Origin of the sequence: Paracoccus liaowanqingii (assembly GCF_004683865.2) — a bacterium.
Classification (GTDB): Bacteria; Pseudomonadota; Alphaproteobacteria; order Rhodobacterales; family Rhodobacteraceae; genus Paracoccus; species Paracoccus liaowanqingii.
The window spans coordinates 24,932-44,419 of the sequence record NZ_CP040764.1; the positions used below are offsets into that span (position 1 = coordinate 24,932).

17 protein-coding genes and 1 pseudogene are annotated in these 19,488 nt (G+C 69.7%); 10 read left to right on the forward strand and 8 right to left on the reverse strand.

The window, feature by feature from the left end; all coding sequences use genetic code 11:
* Nucleotides 1-7: 7 nt before the first annotated feature.
* Together E4191_RS21045 and E4191_RS21050 are read right to left on the reverse strand one after the other, a co-directional pair.
* Nucleotides 8-265 carry a hypothetical protein gene (locus E4191_RS21045; RefSeq protein WP_135819096.1) on the reverse strand — a complete coding sequence of 86 codons (258 nt, stop codon included), beginning with the start codon at nt 263-265 and terminating at the stop codon, nt 8-10.
* A 159-nt stretch (nt 266-424) separates the two neighbouring features.
* The gene (locus E4191_RS21050) at nt 425-1,372 is read right to left on the reverse strand and encodes a nucleoside hydrolase (RefSeq protein ID WP_176562840.1); all 948 of its coding nucleotides are present in this window, start codon (nt 1,370-1,372) and stop codon (nt 425-427) included.
* A 152-nt stretch (nt 1,373-1,524) separates the two neighbouring features.
* On the opposite strand from E4191_RS21050, the gene E4191_RS21055 reads away from it, so the two are divergent.
* Nucleotides 1,525-2,283 (forward strand): DeoR/GlpR family DNA-binding transcription regulator, encoded by a 759-nt coding sequence (locus E4191_RS21055; protein WP_135819094.1) that lies wholly within the window; start codon nt 1,525-1,527, stop codon nt 2,281-2,283.
* Between the two features lie 3 nt (nt 2,284-2,286).
* Here the strand turns inward: E4191_RS21055 and E4191_RS21060 are convergent, their stop codons facing one another.
* On the reverse strand, nt 2,287-3,297 hold the full coding sequence (locus E4191_RS21060) for a nucleotidyltransferase family protein (protein WP_139616308.1): 1,011 nt from the start codon (nt 3,295-3,297) through the stop codon (nt 2,287-2,289).
* Nucleotides 3,298-3,468: 171 nt separating this feature from the next.
* Between E4191_RS21060 and xylB the strand changes: the two genes are divergently transcribed.
* The gene (gene xylB, locus E4191_RS21065; RefSeq protein ID WP_139616309.1) at nt 3,469-4,917 is read left to right on the forward strand and encodes a xylulokinase; all 1,449 of its coding nucleotides are present in this window, start codon (nt 3,469-3,471) and stop codon (nt 4,915-4,917) included.
* A gap of 46 nt (nt 4,918-4,963) precedes the next feature.
* On the opposite strand, the gene E4191_RS21070 is transcribed toward xylB, so the two are convergent.
* Nucleotides 4,964-5,581 carry a helix-turn-helix transcriptional regulator gene (locus tag E4191_RS21070; RefSeq protein ID WP_168217608.1) on the reverse strand — a complete coding sequence of 206 codons (618 nt, stop codon included), beginning with the start codon at nt 5,579-5,581 and terminating at the stop codon, nt 4,964-4,966.
* A gap of 142 nt (nt 5,582-5,723) precedes the next feature.
* Between E4191_RS21070 and E4191_RS23960 the strand changes: the two genes are divergently transcribed.
* Together E4191_RS23960 and E4191_RS21075 are read left to right on the forward strand one after the other, a co-directional pair.
* Entirely contained in the window at nt 5,724-5,927 is a 204-nt protein-coding gene (locus E4191_RS23960; protein ID WP_168217607.1) for a hypothetical protein, read from the forward strand.
* Between the two features lie 11 nt (nt 5,928-5,938).
* Entirely contained in the window at nt 5,939-6,547 is a 609-nt protein-coding gene (locus E4191_RS21075) for an acyl-homoserine-lactone synthase (protein ID WP_176562841.1), read from the forward strand.
* On the opposite strand, the gene E4191_RS21080 is transcribed toward E4191_RS21075, so the two are convergent.
* Genes E4191_RS21080 through E4191_RS21090 form a run of 3 tightly spaced genes read right to left on the reverse strand, consistent with a single transcriptional unit; the run spans nt 6,544 to nt 9,608 of the window.
* Nucleotides 6,544-8,088 (reverse strand): PhnE/PtxC family ABC transporter permease, encoded by a 1,545-nt coding sequence (locus E4191_RS21080; RefSeq protein ID WP_139616311.1) that lies wholly within the window; start codon nt 8,086-8,088, stop codon nt 6,544-6,546. The two genes, E4191_RS21075 and E4191_RS21080, sit on opposite strands and share 4 nt — an antisense overlap.
* Entirely contained in the window at nt 8,081-8,737 is a 657-nt protein-coding gene (locus E4191_RS21085) for an ATP-binding cassette domain-containing protein (protein ID WP_139616312.1), read from the reverse strand. Before E4191_RS21085 ends, E4191_RS21080 begins: the two co-directional genes overlap by 8 nt.
* 7 nt (nt 8,738-8,744) lie before the next feature.
* Nucleotides 8,745-9,608, reverse strand: coding sequence for a putative selenate ABC transporter substrate-binding protein (locus E4191_RS21090; RefSeq protein ID WP_139616313.1), 864 nt, complete (start codon nt 9,606-9,608; stop codon nt 8,745-8,747).
* A gap of 320 nt (nt 9,609-9,928) precedes the next feature.
* On the opposite strand from E4191_RS21090, the pseudogene fdnG reads away from it, so the two are divergent.
* The 6 genes and pseudogenes from fdnG (at nt 9,929) to selB (ending at nt 18,932) form a co-directional block, all read left to right on the forward strand.
* Nucleotides 9,929-13,008 (forward strand): annotated as a pseudogene (gene fdnG / locus E4191_RS21095) (formate dehydrogenase-N subunit alpha).
* A 5-nt stretch (nt 13,009-13,013) separates the two neighbouring features.
* A complete protein-coding gene (gene fdxH, locus E4191_RS21100; RefSeq protein ID WP_139616451.1) occupies nt 13,014-14,003 on the forward strand; it encodes a formate dehydrogenase subunit beta in 990 nt (329 codons plus the stop codon).
* Nucleotides 14,003-14,692 carry a formate dehydrogenase subunit gamma gene (locus tag E4191_RS21105; protein WP_135818721.1) on the forward strand — a complete coding sequence of 230 codons (690 nt, stop codon included), beginning with the start codon at nt 14,003-14,005 and terminating at the stop codon, nt 14,690-14,692. The genes fdxH and E4191_RS21105 overlap by 1 nt, the downstream gene beginning before the upstream one ends.
* Nucleotides 14,693-14,761: 69 nt before the next feature.
* Nucleotides 14,762-15,676 (forward strand): formate dehydrogenase accessory protein FdhE, encoded by a 915-nt coding sequence (gene fdhE / locus E4191_RS21110; RefSeq protein WP_139616314.1) that lies wholly within the window; start codon nt 14,762-14,764, stop codon nt 15,674-15,676.
* A complete protein-coding gene (gene selA, locus E4191_RS21115; protein ID WP_139616315.1) occupies nt 15,676-17,037 on the forward strand; it encodes an L-seryl-tRNA(Sec) selenium transferase in 1,362 nt (453 codons plus the stop codon). Before fdhE ends, selA begins: the two co-directional genes overlap by 1 nt.
* On the forward strand, nt 17,034-18,932 hold the full coding sequence (selB, locus tag E4191_RS21120) for a selenocysteine-specific translation elongation factor (protein WP_139616316.1): 1,899 nt from the start codon (nt 17,034-17,036) through the stop codon (nt 18,930-18,932). Before selA ends, selB begins: the two co-directional genes overlap by 4 nt.
* Here selB and E4191_RS21125 read toward each other — a convergent pair.
* On the reverse strand, nt 18,915-19,385 hold the full coding sequence (locus E4191_RS21125) for an Lrp/AsnC family transcriptional regulator (protein ID WP_135818956.1): 471 nt from the start codon (nt 19,383-19,385) through the stop codon (nt 18,915-18,917). The two genes, selB and E4191_RS21125, sit on opposite strands and share 18 nt — an antisense overlap.
* Between the last annotated feature and the right edge of the window lie 103 nt (nt 19,386-19,488).

A 19,488-nucleotide genomic window follows, 5' to 3' on the forward strand; every position in this document is an offset into this window, starting at 1 on the left:
GCAAGGATCAGTAGAAGCCGCGGCTGGAATTATCAATGCCGGCGGTGTCTTCGCTGGTGTTGATCTGGGTGACCGTCACCAGGTCACGGGCGTTCAGGCCGGCCTGTGCCAGCTCGCGCGAGGTCATCACGTCGCCTGCGGGGACCTGCACGGTCTGGGAGGCCTCGGCGGGAGCGGTGGTTTCGGTCATCCCGCCGCTGCTGGCGGCGAAGGCGCCACCGGAGGCCAGGGTCAGGGCGGTCAGTGCAAACACAAAAGTTTTCATGGTCGTTTTTCCTTGGTTTTGGCAGTCGGCCGGTAAAGGTCGGGGCCGTTTCAATGACTGTCAGATAGTCCGCCCAAGGAGGCGCGATTAGACGCGAATTCGCGCGCTCTGTGTTCGATGAGGCAGGACAATCCGCGCGGATCGTCCTGCATCGGTGATTTATGCGGTGCAGACCTGCGCGATGCGATCCAGGATCGCCTGCGGCTGGCCATCCAGCGCGGCGCCCTGCCGGGGGCGACCCTCCCATGCGCCCAAGGGGCCCTGGCGGTCCTCGGGGTTCATCAGGGTCAGGCCTAGGGCGATGCCCTCGGACAGGACCCGCACCTCGCCCTTGGTCAGCGTGAAGAGGTCGGGATCGGTCAGGAACACCGCCGCCGTCGCGTCATGGACCAGCATCCCGTCATAGCCCGCCGCCTGGTAGAAACGCACGTAGCCCTGCGACAGGGCGGTGACCAGCTGCATCCCCGGCCCCCCGCGCCGTCCCAGATCGTCCAGCAGGGGGCGGTCCATGAAGGTCCGCGTGGTCAGGTCCAGGGGCACCGCCACCACCGGCCAGGAGGCGCCGAAGACGATGTCGGCGGCCAGCGGATCGCCCCAGATGTTGGCCTCGCCCGCCGGGGTGATGTTGCCCGGCACGCGGAAGGCGCCACCCATCAGCGTCACGTCGCGCACCAGCCCGGCGATCTCGGGCGCGATCTGCAGTGCGCGGGCCAGGTTGGTCATGCGGCCCACCGCCAGGATGCGGATCTGGCCGGGATGGGCGCGGATCTGGTCGACCAGGAACTGCGCCGCCGTGTCGGGATCCTCGGTGGGCGCCAGGTCGACCGGGTGGTCCCCCAGGCCGTTCTCGCCATGGATATGGGTGGGAAAGGCGTCCTCGGGCATGTCCGGGGTCAGCGGCCCCGCGGCGCCCGCATGGACCGGGGCGCCGTGGCCCCAGGCCCCCAGCAGGAAGCGCGCGTTGCGGGTGGTCAGCGCCACCGGGGCATTGCCGAAGACGGTGGTGACGCCCACCAGGTCGATCTGCGGATGGCGGATCAGATAATACAGCGCCAGCGCGTCATCCACGCCCGGATCGGTGTCGAAGATCACCTTGTGACTGGTCATGTCGAATGTCCCCCGTTGTGATCGGCCCGGCATAGCGCGGTTTCGCGGCGGGTCAACCGCACTGCGGCGACGCATTGCCCCGAACCGCGCGGAAACGAAAATCTTGCCTGATCGCGGCTGCCATGCGACATCCGGTGAAACAGGGGAACTTCATGTCGCAGACCTTCCGCCAGCCCGAGATCCTGGACATCGCCCGGCGCGACGGCAAGGTGACGGTCGAGGGGCTGGCCGGGCATTTCGGCGTCACCTTGCAGACGATCCGCCGCGACCTGACCGAACTGGCCGAGACGGGGCGGCTGGAACGCGTGCATGGCGGCGCGATCCTACCCTCGGGCGTGGCCAATATCGGCTACGAGGAACGCCGCGCCCTGCATCTGGCCGCCAAGACCGCCATCGCGCGCGCTTGCGCGGCCGAGGTGCCCGACAAGGTCAGCCTGTTTCTCAACATCGGCACCAGCACCGAGGCGGTCGCGCGCGAGCTGCTGGGCCATCGCGAGCTGCTTGTCGTCACCAACAACATGAACGTCGCCAACATCCTGGCGGCCAATCCCGATTGCGACGTGATCGTCACCGGGGGCAGCCTGCGCCGCGCCGATGGCGGGCTGGTGGGCACGCTGGCGGCCGAGACGATCCGCCAGTTCAAGTTCGACCTGGCGGTGATCGGCTGTTCGGCGCTGGACCGCGACGGCGACCTGCTGGATTTCGACATCCAGGAGGTGGGCGTCAGCCAGACCATCCTGCGCCAGTCGCGCCGCACCTTCCTGGTGGCCGACCATTCCAAGCTGGCGCGCAGCGCACCCGCCCGGATCGGATCGCTGTCGGAACTTGACGCGATCTTCACCGACCGCCCCCTGCCCGAGCCCTTGGCCCGGGCCTGCCGGGACTGGCAGACCCGCGTGGTGGTCGTCTAGGCGTCACAGCTCCGCCAGAAGCGCCGCCGTGTCGGGCATCCGCGCCAGGCTGGCCGCGATGCGGTCGCGCCAGCGGGGGCCGCGGGCCAGCGCGTCCTCAAGCGCCTCGGCCAGGTCGTCGGGGCGGTCGCGGGCCAGCACCTCGATCAGCACGGCGGCCTGCGCGCGGTCCTTGGCGGATTTCATCCGGTCCTGCGCGCGCCGCCGGTCCGCCACGATCAGCTTGTGGATGGCGAACCGTTCCGGGCGCGGGATCTGCACCAGCACGCCGCTGCGATAGGGGATGGCCGCCGGGATCGGCTCGGCGATCAGATAGTTCAGATGCCGCAGCGCCTGCGCCTGCACGCCAAGCGCGGGCAGGTCGCGCAGCCCCTCCTCGCCGAAGGCGGGGGTCAGGAACTCGACCAGCGCGGTGCCCGTCGTCTGCCGCCAGCGCCAGGCCCGGCCCGGTTCCAGGCTGGGGGCGGGGGCAAAGTCGAACTCGGCCAGCACCTGCGTGACCGGAGGGGCGGTCACGTCGTCCAGCGCCAGCGACAGGCGCTCGAAGCTGGCGATGTCCAGATCGTCGGTCTGCGCGGTCTGCTCCAGCGACAGGGCCAGGTTCAGCTCTCCCTCGTAGAGGCGGAAGGCATGGGTGCCCACGACCGTGCCGCCAAGCCGGAACACCCCGGCGCCTGCCAGCGCTGCCATCAGGCTGCCGCTGGTGGGATCGAGGCCTAGGAACCCCTCGGCCCGCAGCAGCCGCACCAGCCGCGCCCGGTCGCGGCGGCGCTGGCCGTCGGGCGCGCGGTCCTGCCGCAACGCCGCCATGCGCGCCGCCAGGTCGGGGCTGTCCTCGCCCAGATAGCGCTTGCGGACCTCGGTGCCGACGCGAAAGCTGTCATACCAGTAGCCGCGCCCGTTCCGCGTCACCAGGGTCGGCGTGCCGCGCAGGTCGCGCAGCCCCTCGTCGCGCAGGGACCGCAGCAGGTCGTGATAGGCGGCATGGGCCAGGGCGGAATGGGTGCGGGGCATGATGTTCAACAGTTGGGACGACTGTTGACTACACCCATGTTCAACATCGGGCAAGACTGTTGAACATGAGATGCCGCCGCCCCCCCCCGGCTGGACATTCGCGCCCCGGTCGGCAAGGTCTGGTCCGGGGACAGGGCCGTGCCGCACGGCCCCACGGGAAAGGGACAGGCCATGAGCTATCTGGGAATCGATCTGGGCACGTCGGGCCTGCGGGCGCTGCTGGTGGATGACGAGGGCCGCCCCCTGGGCGCGGCCGAGCGTCATTACGCCGTCGCCAACCCGGCCTCGGGCTGGTCCGAACAGGACCCGGCCGACTGGATCGCGGCCTTCCGGGGCGCCGTGGCCGACCTGCGCGCCGCGCATCCCCAGTTCGCCGGCCTGCGCGGGATCGGGGTGGCGGGCCACATGCACGGCGCCACCGTGCTGGACGCGGCCGACCGCGTGCTGCGGCCCTGCATCCTGTGGAACGACACCCGCAGCCATGTCGAGGCGGCCGCCCTGGACGCCGATCCGCGCTTTCGCGCCCTGACCGGCAACATCGTCTTTCCGGGCTTCACCGCGCCCAAGCTGGCCTGGATGGCCGCGCACGAGCCCGAGCTGTTCGCCCGCGCCGCACGCGTCCTGCTGCCCGCCGCCTATCTGAACCTGTGGCTGACGGGCGAGCATGTGGGCGATCTGTCGGATGCCTCGGGGACCTCTTGGCTGGACACCGGCGCGCGCGACTGGTCGGAGGACCTGCTGGCCGCGACCGGCATGACCCGCGCCCAGATGCCGCGTCTGGTCGAGGGCTCGGGCGCGGCGGGGCGGCTGCGCGCCGATCTTGCCGCCGAATGGGGCCTGGCCGCGCCCGTTACCGTGGCCGGGGGGGCGGGCGACAATGCCGCCGCCGCCTGCGGGATCGGCGCGATGGCCGAGGGGGCGGGCTTCGTCTCGCTTGGCACCTCGGGGGTGCTGCTGGCGGCGCGCGACGGCTATGCGCCCGCGCCCGACACCGCGCTGCACAGCTTCTGCCACGCGGTGCCGGGGCGCTGGTACCAGATGGGGGTGATGCTGGCCGCGACCGACTGCCTGAACTGGCTGGGGCGGATCACCGGCACCAGCCCCGCCGCGCTGACCGCCGATCTGGGGCCGCTGCGGGCGCCGGGGCCGGTGCGCTTCCTGCCCTATCTGTCGGGCGAGCGGACGCCCCACAACGACCCCGCGATCCGCGGCAGCTTCACCGGGCTGGCCAGCGCCACGGGCCGCGACGACCTGACCCGCGCCGTGCTGGAGGGGGTCGCCTTCGGCCTGGCCGACAGCCTGGCCGCGCTGCAGGCGACGGGCGCGCATCCCACCCGGCTGATGGCCATCGGCGGCGGCGCGCGGTCGCGCACATGGCTGCAGATCATCGCCACCGCGCTGGACGTGACCCTGACCCTGCCCGCGGATGGCGAGTTCGGCGCGGCGCTTGGCGCCGCCCGGCTCGGCATGGTCGCGGCGGGCGGAGGCGAGGTCGATCAGGTCATGACCGCGCCCGATGTCACCGACGAGATCGCCCCCGACCAGGCCCTGCGCGGGGCCTTCGACGCGGCGCTGCAGGGGTTCCGCGCCGCCTATCCGGCCATCCGCGCGGTCCAATAGGCCCCGATCGGCCGGCGGGCAGCGAAAACCTGCCCGATCGGACATCTCACAGATAATTGCGCGCCACGGCGATGGCGACGGCCTGGGTGCGGCTTTTCGCGCCCAGCTTGCTGCAGGCCTTCAGGGCCCGCTGCTTGACCGTGGATTCCGCGATGCCCAGATGGCCCGCGGTCTCGATCTGCCCCAGCCCGTCGCGAAAGCAGCGCAGCACGTCCAGCTCGGCCGCGGTCAGGGCGGCGCGGTTCAGCACCATGTCGGTCCACAGGTGGAAGCGCGCGGTGCAGCGCGCGATCTCGTCATCGGTGAACTCGCGGTCGGGATGCGACAGCGTCAGGAACGACCGCTTGCCCGCCACCTTGCGCGAGATCGCCACCCCGTGGTTCAGCCGGAACCGCTTGGCCGCACGCATGACGCCGCGCAGGTCGGGGATGCGCACCTCGGACCAGCGGGCATGGCCGTCATGGGTCATCGTCCACATCGCGATCGGATCGCCGAAGAAGTAGTTGCGCTCTTCGTAGATCGCGCGCCAGGCGTCGGGATAGGCGTTGTAGAGATGCTCGGGGCCCTTGTAGGTCAGGTTGAACCCCATGATCCAGCCCGAGGGCGCCAGCGCATGCATCTGCGCGATCTCGTCGTCAAAATTCGGGATCAGGTCATTCAGCATCGGGCTCTCCTGCCGTGTCGGACGGACATTATGCCTTTTCGGACATACTGAAAAGGCAGCCCTGTCGCTTTTCGCGCGACAGGGGGGGCCGGTCGGTCGCACAGCTTGTCTCATCCAGCTTGCAAGAAGGAGATCGACTGCAATGGGAATCAGAGAACCGAAACTGGCCACCGCGGAATTCAGCCGCGACATGGTCGAGACGATGCTGACCTATTTCGACGCCTATGCCGACGAGGGCGTCCTGAAGGTCGAGGTGACCAGCTGGGGGCTGTGGCTGCCCAACAAGACGACCGGCGGGCGCCAGTTCCTGGGCCTGGCGAAGCTGCCCGAGGGGTATCGGCAATGAAGGATACTCTCATGGCGCATTCCACGTCCGATATTCAGGTCGACACGATCATCCTGCCCCGCGACATGCACCGCTTCGATCTGGTGGCCAGCTTCTTCCGGCTGCGCAAGCAGATCTTCGTGGACCGCATGGCCTGGCCCTTGCACCACGCCGAAGGCATCGAGTTCGAGCAATACGACACCTTCGACACCGTCTACGTGATCGCCCATCAAGATGGTCGCGCGGTCGGTGGCGCGCGGCTGAAGCGCACCGACTGTTCCTTCGGGGGCGGCACGGTGCGCTATTCCTACATGATCCGCGACGCGCATCTGGGGCTGCTGCCGGGCATGCCCACCAATCTGTGCCATGGCGAACCCCCGGTCGATCCGCAGTCCTGGGAACTGACGCGCTTTGCCGCCCTGCCGCTGCCGGGCCTTGCCGAGCGCATCCTGGAGGCGTCGAACACCCATCTGCACCGGATCGGCGCATCGGACTGCCTGTTCCTGGGTCCGCCCGCCTTCCTGCGGATGGCCACGCGGCTTGGCTGGACGCCCCGGAAGATGGGCGATCTGGTCGGCAATGACGACGGCAAGTTCCTGGCCTTCGCCTGCGCCGTGCGCCAGCCGCAGATGGCCGCCTAGCAGATGGACGCCTGGCCGGGGGCACCCCCCGGCCGCGCGGCGTGCTGCTGCAGATCTTTCGCGCCAAGCCGGGCGCGGATCGCGCGCGACAGCGCGTCGATGCCGACCGTGACCAGCCCGGTCGCGGCCAGGATGACGACTGCGCGGTCCATGCGCAGCTCTCCGATCGCGTCGTCCAGATAGAATCCCAGGGTGGCGATGCCCAGGATCCCCATGATCGCGGATTCGCGGATGATGATCTCCCACCGATACAAGCACAGCGCCACGAAGGGCGCGAAGAGGCGCGGCGCCAGCTCCCACCCCCACAGCGTCAGCCCGCGCGGCGCGTCGGGGCGCAGCGCGAGGCCCGTGGCCTGCCGCCCCAGCAGATGGCCGATGATGGCGCCGTTGTGCAGGCCCAGGGCCAGGATGGCGGGCAGCATGGACGGCCCCCAGACCTGCAGGAACAGGTAGGCCAGCATGTATTCGGGAAAGGACCGCAGGATCACCAGCACCAGATGCCCAAGCGCCGCGCCCACGCGCCCTGTCACGCGCGGCACGATCAGCGCCTGCGCGGCGAAGGCCACGGCGCCGGCCAGCACCAGCGCCAGCTGCGCCACGATCAGCGTCGCGGCAAGCCCCGGCAGGATCGCGACGGTGGCCAGATCCCACAGCCATGGCAGCAGCGCGGCCGGATCGCCCTGCCGCAAGGGCGCGGGAACGATGTCGCTGGACAAAAACCGCCACAGCGCCCCCTGCCCCATCGGCGGCGAGGTGACGCGGCCCAGCATCACCACGGCAAAGCCCAGCCACAGGACCACCAGCCGGGGCCGCATCCAGACCCGCACGCCGGCGATCAGTGCGATATAGATCGCCATGACCGCGCCCGCCGCGCCGTAATCCCCCTGCCGGAAAAAGGTGTCCAGCTGATAGCCAAGCGTCGGCAGCCCGACGAAGCCCAGCACCGCCGAGGACCGCAGCCCGCATTCCAGCCGGTAGAGCGCATAGGTCGCCATCTCGGGCACAGCCAGCGGCGCGCGGGCCCAGAGGAACCGCGTCAGGGGATCGACGCGCGGGCCCAGCCACAGGCCCGGGCGGGGATCGGACTCGTCCAGGATCTCGGACAGGACCTTGGCGAAGATGCCCGCATAGGGCAGCGCGATGGCCAGAACGCCGGTCCAGACGCTGATGCCCAGCACCTGGAGAAGCAGCAGCGCCCAGAACAGCTCGTGCACGGATCGCAGCGCGATGGCCAGCCAGCGCACGGGCCTGAGGCGATAGAAGGGCGCCAGCACCAGCCCGGCCAGCCCGCCAAGCGCCACCCCCGCCACGGCGAAGGCCACGGTCAGGGCGACGGCGCGGGCGATCTGCTCGATGGCGCTGAAATCAGGGGACAGGAAGCCCTGCCCCATCCGCGCCAGCGCGGCCCAGGGATCGTGCCCCGCGACGGCCAGATCGGCCAGCGGCAGGCAGACCAGGGCCAGCAGGACGAACCCCGCCACCACGCCGGGGCGTGACAGACGGGGGGACCGCGACAGGCGGGGGGACGCAGGCCTAGCCATAAAGCGCCTCGATCCGCGTCGCATCCAGATCGCCCACCGGCAGATCGAAGAGGAACCGCCCCTGCCGCAGCCCGATCACCCGCGTGGCGAAGGCGCGGGCGATGGCCACGTCATGCAGCGCCAGGATCGCGGTCGGGAAGGCCGCGCGCAGCACCTCGGCCAAGGCCCCGGACTGGCGGGGATCGACGGCGGAGAGGGGCTCGTCGCCCAGGATCAGCTCGCCGCCCCGGTGCAGGGCGCGGGCCAGCGCCACGCGCTGCTTCTGCCCGCCCGACAGCCCCTCGACGGCGCGGTCGGCCTCGGGCGTCAGGCCGACGCGGGCCAGATCGGCCAGCGCCGCCGCCCGGTCGGGGGCCGAGGGCCGGACCAGGGTGCGCAGGTTGCGCCAGGCGCCGTGATCGTCCAGCCGCCCCATCAGCACGTTGCGCAGCGCGCTCAGCTGCGGGACCAGCGCCGCGTCCTGCGGCACCAGCGCGACCCGCAGCCCGCGCGCCTGCGCCACGCCGTGCAGCGCCGCCAGCAGCGTCGACTTGCCCGACCCGCTGCGCCCCAGCAGCGCCACCCGCTCGCCGGGCGCGACATGCAGTCGCACGTCGGCCAGCACGGGGGCGCCGCCATAGCCCAGATCGGCCCCGTCCAGACGCAGCATGGAAGGCTTACTCCAGCAGGTCCAGCTGGCGGCCGACCTCTTCGATGGGGGCGTAATCGTCGTTCGTGGCGGCGATGAAGGCATTGCGGGGGAAGGCCGCCAGCAGGTCGGGATCGTCCATGCCGATCAGCGCCGCCTGCACGCGGTCGGCGAACCCCTCGCCCCACCGCGCGTCCACGTCGCCGCGGATCGTCCAGTTGTAATCGGGATAGGGCGGCGTCTGCCAGATGACCTTGGCCGTCTCGACCTCGGGGGCGCCGTCGGCCACCGCCTGGTCATAGACGGTGAAGTTCAGCGCCCCCACTTGCCAGGCGCCCGAGGCGACCAGCCGCAGCGTCTGGCTGTGATCGCCCGAGAAGCCCACGCGGTCGAAGAACTCCTCGGGCGCCTCGCCGGTATTCTCGCGGATGGCGAACTCGGGCATCAGCCGCCCCGAGGTCGAGGTCTTGGCCCCGAAGGTGAAGGACATGCCCCGCGCGGCCTCGGGGAAATCGTCGGATTGCGTCAGCCCCGTATCGGTATGGGCGATGAAATAGCTGACGAAACTGGTGTCCTCGTCGCCTTGGGCGATGGCGCGGGCGCCCGGCACGACCAGCCGCGCCTGCACGCCCGACAACCCGCCGAACCAGGCCAATTGCACCTGGTCGTTGCGGAAGGCGGTGACCGCGGCGGGATACGACTTCACCGGCACGAACTGGACCGGCACGTCCAGCTCCTCGGACAGGTATTCGGCGACCGCGCCGAAGCGTTCGGCCAGGCGCGTCTCGTCCTCGTCGGGGATGGCCGAGAAATAGAGCGTGTCCTGGGCATGGGCCATGCCGGCCAGCAAGAGGCCGGCGGCAAGGATCGGGGCAGTCAGGCGCAAGGTCATGGGGGGTAGCCTTTCGAAGGAACGCGACAGAAGGGGGATGAGGACCGGCGGGCCCCGCCTTGCGGGCCGCGCGCCATGTCGTCAAGCCCCCGCGTATCGCGGCGCACCTTGCGGCCCGAGCGCCCCCGGCGCATCGGCTTGCCGCCCCTGTCTAGCCCGGCCTCCCGCCCCGCTGCAAGACGCCCCGTGACGCCCCCTGCGCGCGCCCGGACGCGGGCGGACGCACGGGCAGACGCGCGGGCGTGTCTTGACACGGACGGTTCAGCGGCGGACGATAGGCACGTACCTATCTATGACAGACAGGCAAAAGGGGGGGTCCCATGAATATCGACCTTTCGCGCCGCGGCTTTCTGAGGCTGGCGGGTGCGGGGGTTGCGGCAACGTCGCTTGGAGCCATGGGCTTCGGCAGCGCCGAGGCAGCGGAGGCCGCGCAGGTGCGCGCCTACAAGCTGGCCACGACGACGGAAACACGCAACACCTGCCCCTACTGCTCGGTCGCTTGCGGGATCATCATGTATTCGCGCGGCGACGTGAAGGCCGGCGAGACCGCCGAGCTGATGCATATCGAGGGCGACGCCGATCACCCGACGAACCGCGGAACGCTGTGCCCCAAGGGTGCGGCGCTGAAGGATTTCGTCCATGCGCCCACGCGCCTGACGCATCCGCGCATCCGCCGCGCGGGCAGCGACCAGTTCGAGGAGATTTCCTGGGACGAGGCGCTGGACAAGATCGCCCGCGAGCTGAAGGACGACCGCGACGCCAACTTCATCGCCACGAACGATGACGGCACGCCGGTCAACCGCTGGACAACGACCGGCTTCCTGGCGGCCTCCGCCACCACGAACGAAACCGCATGGCTGACCTACAAGACGGTCCGGTCCATGGGGATCGTCGGCTTCGACAATCAGGCGCGAGTCTGACACGGCCCTACGGTGTCCAGTTTGGGCCCGACATTCGGCCGTGGAGCGATGACCAATCCATGGACTGACATCAAGAACACCGACCTGGTGATCGTGATGGGCGGAAACGCCGCCGAAGCGCATCCCTGCGGCTTCAAATGGGTGACCGAGGCCAAGGCGCATCGCGGCGCCAAGCTGGTCGTGGTCGATCCCCGCTATACCCGCACCGCATCGGTGGCGGATTACTACGCGCCCATCCGTCCGGGCAGCGACATCGCCTTCCTGATGGGGGCGATCCGCTGGTGCATGGAGAACGACAAGGTGCAGTGGGACTATGTCCGCAACTACACCAACGCCTCGTTCCTGGTGCGCGAGGACTTCGGCTGGCAGGACGGGCTCTTCACCGGCTATGACGAGGAAAAGCGCGACTTCGACAAGGAAAGCTGGGACTACCAGTTCGGCGAGGACGGCTTCGCGCTGACCGATCCGACGCTTCAGGATCCGCGCTGCGTCTGGCAGATGCTCAAGAAGCATGTCGATGTCTACACGCCCGAATTCGTGGAAAACATCACCGGCACGCCGCGCGACAAGTTCCTGGATATCTGCGGAATGATCGGGGAATGCTCGGCCCCCGACAAGACGATGACCTCGATGTACGCGCTTGGCTGGACCCAGCATTCCAAGGGCGCGCAGAACATCCGCGGCATGGCGATGCTGCAGCTGATCCTGGGCAATATCGGCGTCCGGGGGGGGGCATGAACGCGCTGCGCGGGCATTCCAACATCCAGGGCCTGACCGATATCGGCCTGATGTCGAACCTGATCCCCGGCTATCTGAACATCCCGACCGAGGCCGAGGTCGACTGGCAGACCTATCTGTCCACCCGCAGCTTCACCCCGCTGCGTCCGGGCCAGACCAGCTACTGGCAGAACTATCCCAACTTCATGGTCAGCTTCCTCAAGGCCATGTGGGGCGATGCCGCGACCGAGGAGAACGATTGGGCCTTCGACTACCTGCCCAAGCTGGACGTCCCGGCCTATGACATCCTGCGCATGTTCGAGCTGATGAACCATGACCGGGTGAACCTGTATTTCTGCCAGGGCTTCAACCCGCTCCTGTCCATCCCCAACCGGGAGAAGGTCACCACGGGCCTGTCCAAGCTGAAGATGCTGGTCGTGATGGACCCCCTGTCCACCGAGACCTCGCATTTCTGGCAGAACCACGGCGCGCATAACGACGTGGACACGGCCGCGATCCAGACCGAGGTGCTGGAGCTGCCCACGACCTGCTTCGCCGAGGACGAGGGCGCGCTGGTCAATTCGGGCCGCTGGCTGCAGTGGCACTGGCCGGGCGCGACGCCGCCGGGCGAGGCCAAGCACGACACCTGGATCATGGCGCAGATCTGGACGCGGGTGCGCGAGCTGTATCGGACCGAAGGCGGCGCCTTCCCCGATCCGATCGTGAACCTGTCCTGGGACTATGCCGATCCCGGAGAGCCGCATCCCGCAGAACTGGCGCGCGAGATGAACGGCCGCGCCCTGACCGACGTGACGGATCCGGCGACGGGCGCGGTGGTGGTGCAGGCGGGCCAGCAGGTGTCCGGCTTCGGGCAGCTGCGGGCCGACGGCTCGACCATGGCGGGCTGCTGGATCTATGCCGGCAGCTGGACCGAGGAGGGCAACATGATGGCGCGGCGGGACAATTCCGATCCCGACGACGTGGGCATGTACCTGAACTGGGCCTTTGCCTGGCCCGCCAACCGGCGCGTGCTCTACAACCGCGCCTCGGCGGACATGAACGGCCAGCCCTGGGACGCGACGCGGCCCCTGGTGCAATGGGACGGCGAACGGTGGGGCGGCTACGATGTCCCCGACATCGCGCCCACCGCGAACCCGTCCGAGGTCGGCCCCTTCATCATGAACCAGGAAGGGGTCTCGCGGCTCTTCACCCGGGGCATGATGCGCGACGGGCCCTTCCCGACGCATATGGAGCCCTTCGAAAGCCCGATGGCCAACGTGTTCAACCCGCGCATGCGCGGCAACCCGGTGGCCCGGATCTTCGAATCCGACGTGGCGCGGCTTGGCGGCAGCGACGAATTCCCGTTCGTCGCGACCTCCTATCGCCTGACCGAGCATTTCCACTACTGGACCAAGCACAACCCGGTGAACGCCGCGTTGCAGCCCGAGTTCTTCGTGGAAATCAGCGAGGAGCTGGCGGCCGAACGCGGCATCACCAAGGGTGGTCGCGTGCGGGTCTGGGGCGCGCGGGGCCAGGTCTGGGCCAAGGCCGTGGTGACCAAGCGGATCAAGCCCATGACCTGCGACGGCAAGACCGTCCATGTCGTCGGCATCCCGCTGCACTGGGGCTTCATGGGGGCCGCCAAGAAAGGCTGGGGGCCCAACAGCCTGACGCCCTTCGTCGGTGACGCCAACACGGACACGCCGGAATTCAAGGCGTTCCTGGTCAACATCGAACCCGCCGCAGAGGAGCCGGTCGCATGAACGATATGGCCAACAGCCCGACCACGGCGGTCTCGAACCCGCCCGTGCAGCCGACCGAGGCCTATTTCGATGCGCGCGACATCGTGCGCATCTCGGCCACCCGGAACGTGCCGCAACCCGACCGCCAGCTGGAGAAGCTGGCCAAGCTGATCGATGTGTCCAAATGCATCGGCTGCAAGGCCTGCCAATCCGCCTGCGTGGAATGGAACGACACGCATCCCGAGATCGAGGAGAACGTGGGGGTCTACGAGAACCCACACGACCTGACGCCGAACATGTTCACCCTGATGCGCTTTGCGGAATGGGAGAACCCGGCGACGAACGATCTGGAATGGCTGATCCGCAAGGACGGCTGCATGCATTGCGAGGATCCGGGCTGCCTCAAGGCCTGCCCGGCCCCCGGTGCCATCGTGCAGTATTCCAACGGGATCGTCGATTTCGTGAAGGACAACTGCATCGGTTGCGGCTATTGCGTCACCGGCTGTCCCTTCGACATCCCGCGCATCAGCCAGGTCGATCATAAAAGCTACAAGTGCACGCTCTGTTCGGATCGCGTCGCGGTGGGCCAGGGCCCTGCCTGTGCGAAGGCCTGCCCCACGCAGGCCATCGTCTTCGGCACCAAGGCCGACATGCAGGCCCATGCCGAGACGCGGATCGAGGATCTGAAGTCGCGCGGCTACGAGAACGCAGGCCTCTACGACCCCGCGGGCGTCGGCGGCACGCATGTGATGTACGTGCTGCACCATGCCGACAAGCCGGGCATCTACAACGATCTGGCTGAGAACCCCCGCATCTCGCCCATCGTCGAGGGCTGGAAGGGCGTCACCAAGACCGCCGGTCTGGCCGCCATCGGCCTGGCCGCCATCGGCGCCACGCTGCACGGGCTTCTGGCCCGCGGCAACGAGGTTGAGGAGCATGACACCGAGGCCGCCAAGACGCTGGTGGTCGAGGGTCGCGATCCCGACGAGCCGCATGACAAGGGGGGGCATCTCTGATGGCGCCGCGCCCCTATTATTCGGAACGCGGCGACCGCATCGAAAGCCGTGCCCCGGTCGAGGTGAGTCGCTATCGCGGCTTCACCCGGGCCAACCACTGGGTCACGGCCTTCTGCTTGATCGCGCTGGCCCTGTCGGGGCTGGCGCTGTTCGACCCGGCCCTGTACTTCCTGACCGCCCTCTTCGGCGGCGGGCAGATCACCCGCTGGATCCATCCGATCATCGGCGTGGCGCTGTTCGTCAGCTTCGCGCTGATGTTCATCCAGCTGTGGCGCCTGAACATGCCCAAGCCCGAGGACACGACCTGGGTCACCAAGATCGGCGACGTGGTCAAGGGCAACGAGGACAACCTGCCGGAACTGGGCAAGTACAATGCCGGGCAGAAATTCGTCTTCTGGGGCATGACCGGGCTGATCGTCGTGCTGATCGTCTCGGGCGTGCTGATCTGGCAGCAGGTCGTGGGCCATCTGGTCAGCGTGCCGGTGCGCCGCGTCGCGGTGCTGGTGCATGCGCTGGCGGCGGTGGCGATCATCCTGGTCTTCATCATGCATGTCTATGCCGCCATCTGGACGCGCGGCACGCTGCGGGCGATGACCCGGGGCACCGTGACCGGCGGATGGGCCTGGCGCCATCACCGCAAATGGCTGCGAGAGATCGCCAGCCGCGACACAAAGGGACCGGCAGAGTAATCTGCCGGCCACAACCGCCGACTGAACCCCCGAGGACCATCCCTGTGGCCGGTCGGCCCGGAGACCTTCATGACCCGCTTTCCCCAACCCGACCCCTCCGCGATCGGCGGCGTGCCCACCGCGCCCCTGGCCTTCCTGCCCGATCCGGCGCGGCTGTTTGCGACCCGCGCCAAGCGGCTGGACTTCCTGGCCGGGCACAGCGCCAATCTGGGGCCCTGGCTTGCCTTCCTGGGCAGGCTGTCGGACCTGCAGGCGCGGCTGGCCCGCGACCTGCCCCCCGCCACTCCCCTGTCCCCCGAGCGCGTGCAGCTGGCCCGCGAAAGCCGCATGCCGCCGCTGGACCGTCGGGCCGAGGCGACCGATCCGCAGCTGCACGACATCCTGGACCGGGTGCTGACGGCGGCGGCTGATCTCGAGATGCCCGACCCTGCCCGGATGGCGCTGCTGGCGGTCAGTTCGGCCCCGCTTGGCGACCGGCACTGGCTGCTGGAGAACATCCTGTCCGACACCGTGCCCGAGGACAGCGTCGCCCCGCATCTGTTCGCGGCGTTGGCGGTGCAGCTGCACATGGCGCGCCGCGCCGCGACGCTGGAGGCGCGCCAGCTGGTCGCGATCCGCACCGGGGTCTGCCCCGCCTGCGGGGGGCGGCCCGCGACATCCTCGGTCATCGGGGTGGGCGATCTGGACGGCGTGCGCTATGCCGCCTGCGCCTGCTGCCAGACGCAATGGAACGAGGTGCGGCTGACCTGCCTCTGCTGCGGGTCCACCGCCGCGATCAGCTATCGCAGCGTCGAGACGACCGAGGCGACCGTCCGGGCCGAGGTCTGCGGCGATTGCGATTCGTGGGTCAAGATCCTCTACCAGAACAAGAACCACAGCCTGGAGCCGGTGGCGGATGACGTGGCCAGCTTGGGCCTCGATCTGATGATGAAGGACACCGGCCTTCGGCGCGGGGGCGTGAACCCCTTCCTGACCGGGTTCTGATGTCGGGCTTTCGTGCGCTGCCCGCCGTCGACCAGCTGCTGGCCGCCCTGCCCGCGCTGGTCGAGGATCATGGCCGTCAGGCCGTGACGCAGGCCGCGCGCGCCCGGCTGGACGCGGCCCGCGCGGCCATCCGCGAGGGTGCCGACGGCGCCTCCGAGGCCGCGCGCCTGCCGCATCTGCTGGCCGCCGATCTGGCGGGGCAGGCCGCGACCCGGCTGCGGCCGATCCTGAACCTGACCGGCACGGTCCTGCACACCAATCTGGGCCGCGCGATCCTGGCAGACGAGGCCATCGCCGCCGCCCGCGCCGCCATGGCCGCGCCATTGGCCCTGGAATACGACCTTCAGACGGGCGGGCGCGGCCAGCGCGACGACCACCTGCGCGGGCTGCTGTGCGAGCTGACGGGGGCCGAGGACGCCACCATCGTCAACAACAACGCCGCCGCCGTGCTGATCGCGCTCAACACCTTCGGTCTGGGGCGCGACAGCCTCGTCTCGCGCGGCGAGCTGATCGAGATCGGCGGCGCCTTCCGCATGCCCGACATCATGGCCCGCGCCGGCACCCATCTGGTCGAGGTCGGCACCACCAACCGCACCCATCCCCGCGACTATATGGATGCGATCACCGAGCGGACGGGCCTGATCCTCAAGGTCCACACCTCGAACTATCGCATCGAGGGCTTCACGACCGAGGTCGCGGCCCCCGATCTGGCGGCGCTGGCGAAGACGGCGGGCGTCATCATGATGAACGACCTTGGCGCCGGGTCGCTGGTCGATCTGTCCCGGTGGGGGCTGCGCCGCGAACCCACCGTGGCCGAGGCAGTGGCCGAGGGCGCCGACCTCATCACCTTCTCGGGCGACAAGCTCTTGGGCGGCCCGCAGGCGGGCTTCATCCTGGGCCGCCGCGACCTGATCGCCCAGATCAACAGGAACCCGATGAAACGCGCCCTGCGGCTGGACAAGATCCGCATCGCGGCGCTGGAGGCGACGCTGCGCCTCTATCGCGATCCCGACCGGCTGGACCGGCGCCTGCCGGTGCTGCGGATGCTGTCGCGCCCGCAGGCGGACATCGCCGCGCAGGCCGCGCGGCTGGCCCCGCAGGTGGCGGCGCTGCTGCCGGGTCACGCGGTGACGGCGACCGATTGCGCCAGCCAGATCGGCTCGGGCTCGCTGCCCACCGACACCATTCCCTCGGCAGGGCTGCGGATCACCGGGGCGGGGGGCGATGCGCCCGACCGGCTGGCCGCACGGCTGCGCGCCCTGCCCCGCCCGGTGCTGGGCCATATCCATGCGGGCGCGGTGATCCTGGACCTGCGCTGCCTCGGCGCCGACGGCGACCTGCTGGACGCACTGGCGCCATGATCGTCGGCACCGCAGGCCATATCGACCACGGCAAGACGGCGCTGGTGAAGGCGCTGACCGGCACCGATGCCGACCGCCTGGCCGAGGAGAAGGCGCGCGGCATCACCATCGACCTGGGCTTTGCCTATGCCGACCTTGGCGGCGGCGCGGTCACCGGCTTCGTCGACGTGCCCGGCCACGAACGCCTGATCCACACCATGCTGGCGGGCGCGGGCGGCATCGATCTGGCGCTGCTGGTCGTGGCCTGCGACGACGGCGTGATGCCGCAGACGCGCGAGCATCTGGCGATCCTGGACCTGCTGGGCCTGCCGCGCGGGCTGGTCGCGCTGACCAAGGCCGATCTGGCCGACGACGCGCGGCGCACGCAGGTCACCGCCCAGATCCGCGAGACGCTGGCGGGCAGCGCGCTGGCCGATGCGCCCATCCTGCCCGTCTCGACCGTCACCGGCGAGGGGATCGAGGCCCTGCGCGCCGCCCTTCTGGCGGCCGAGGCCGAGACCACCGCCCGCGCGGCCCTTGGTCCCTTCCGGCTGGCGGTGGATCGCAGCTTCACCCTGCAGGGCGCGGGCACGGTCGTCACCGGCACCGTGCTGACCGGCCGCATCGCGGTGGGCGATGCGGTCACCGTCAGCCCCTCCGGCATCACCGCCCGCGTCCGCGCCATCCACGCCCAGAACCGCCCCGCGACCGAAGGACTGGCAGGCCAGCGCTGCGCCCTCAACCTGGCAGGCGAGGACGTGACCAAGGACGCGCTCCATCGCGGCGACATCGTCCTGAGCCCCGCGCTGCACGCCCCCACCGCCCGCATCGACGCCCGCCTGACCGTGCTGGCCGGAGAGCCGAAGCCCATCGGCACCTGGTTCCCCGCGCGCCTCCACAGCCACGCGGCCGAGGTCGGCGCCCGCATCGTGCCCCTGTCCGATCCCATCGCCCCGGGCGAGGCCGGGCCCGTCCAGATCGTGCTGGACCGCCCCATCGCCGCGGCCATCGGCGACCGCTTCATCCTGCGCGACGTCTCGGCCAGCCGCACCATCGGCGGGGGCCGCTTCCTGGACCTGCGCCCCCCCGCCCGCAAGCGCCGCACGCCCGAACGCCTGGCCCTGATCGAGGCCGCCCGTGCCCCCGATCCTTTGACCGCTCTGCTGGCCATCGCGCCCCAGGACATGACCGTCTTCGCCCGCGACCGCAGCCTGTCCCCGGATCAGGCGCAGGCCGCGCTGGCAGCGGCGGGCGGCACGACCGTCGCGGGCCTCGCCCTGTCGCCCGCCCATCTGGACGCGCTGCGCACCGGCATCACCGAACATCTGACGCAATTCCACGAGGCCAATCCCGACCTGCCGGGCCTGGGGCGCGAGCGCCTGCGCCTGGCGCTGACCCCACGCCTGCCCAAGGACGCCTTCCTCGCGCTGCTGCGCATCGAATCCGACGCGGGCCGCATCGTCCCGGACGGCGCCTTCCTGCGCCTGCCCGGCCACGAGGTCCGCCTGTCGCCCGAGGACGAGGCGATCTGGGACCGCATCCATCCCGCCCTTCTGGGCGATCTGCGCTATCGCCCGCCCCGGGTCCGCGATTTCGCGACCGAGTTCGGCGCGGACGAAAAGGACATCCGCCGCATCCTGCGCCTGACGCAGAAGCTGGGCCGCACCGACCAGATCGCGCATGACCATTTCTTCGCGCGCGAGGTCACCGCCGCCATGGTCGCCATCCTGCGCGACGTGGCGGACGCAACCCCGGACGGCTGGTTCACCGCCCCCCTCTTCCGCGACCGGGTTCAGAACGGCCGCAAGGTCGCCATCGAGATCTTGGACTTCTTCGACCGCCACGGCGTCACCCTGCGCAGGGGCGACCTGCGCCGCCTGAACCCGCACCGGCTGGACCTATTCGGAGAGGCTTAGGCCCCCCTGCTCCACCACCGCCTCCATCGCCACATGGCTGGAGGTCGCATGCACATGCGGCAGCACCGAGATCCGCTCGGCCATGATCCGGCGATAGTCCGCCATGTCGCGCGAGCGCACCTTCAGCAGGTAATCGAACCCCCCCGCGATCATGTAGCATTCCTCGACCTCGGGCACGGCGCGGATGGCCGTGTTGAACGCCTCCAGCGCCTTCTGGCGGGTGTCGCTGACGCGCACCTCGACATAGGTCACATGGGTCAGGCCAAGCCGGACCGGCGACAGGATCGCGCGATATCCGGTGATCAGCCCGGCCTCCTCCAGCTGGCGGATGCGCAGGGCGACGGGGGTCTTCGACAGCCCCACCTTGCGCGCCAGTTCCGTCACCGGGATGCGGGCATTGGCCAGCAGCTCGGCCAGGATGCGGCGGTTGATCGGATCCAGCAGGTCGGTCATGTCAAGGCGCCATCATTTGGGACATCCGCCTGCATCCTGCCCCAAGATTGGTCACAACGTCCAGCCATGCCGCGCTATCCTCTCCATGCAACCAAGGGGGCCC